Annotated in this window: 1 pseudogene; it reads right to left on the reverse strand. The window is 38.0% G+C overall.

The window, feature by feature from the left end:
• A pseudogene (locus BN350_RS21230) lies at positions 1 to 437 on the reverse strand (flotillin domain-containing protein); the annotation flags it as partial.
• Positions 438 to 545: the final 108 nt, after the last annotated feature.

A 545-nucleotide genomic window follows, 5' to 3' on the forward strand; every position in this document is an offset into this window, starting at 1 on the left:
ATAATCTTATCGACATTTTGTAATGGTTTAGCCGCTGCTTCAACTGCTTTTGGTAACATATTGAAATACATTTCCATAACTGCCGCTTCACCATATTTCTTCATTGCTTCAGCTTTCTTATTTAATGCTTCGGCTTCAGCTATACCTTTGGCTTCGATAGCTTTCGCCTCTGCTTCACCTTTAGCCTGAATACCAGCAGCTTCCTGTTCCATTTGATATTTTACAGCCTCTGCCTGAGCTTTTTGTGCTTCAGCCTCTCTTTGTCTTTCAAACAATTGTGCCTCTGCATCTTTTTGACGTTTATAAAGTTCTGCCTCAGCTCTTTGCTGTGTAGCAAATTTTTCAGCTTCTGCTTGTTTTTTAATCTTTGCATCTAATTCCTGTTCAGTAACTTCAACATCTTTACGTCTCAATTCAATTTCTTTTTCCTGTCTCATGATATTAGCATCTGCTGTTGCAATTTCAATAGATTTACGAGACTGTTCTTCTTGAATTTTATAAGCCGCATCTGCTTCTGCCTGTTTTGCATCTGCTGTTTTCTAAGT

The organism is Candidatus Stoquefichus massiliensis AP9 (assembly GCF_000455285.1).
GTDB lineage: Bacteria > Bacillota_I > Bacilli_A > Erysipelotrichales > Coprobacillaceae > Stoquefichus > Stoquefichus massiliensis.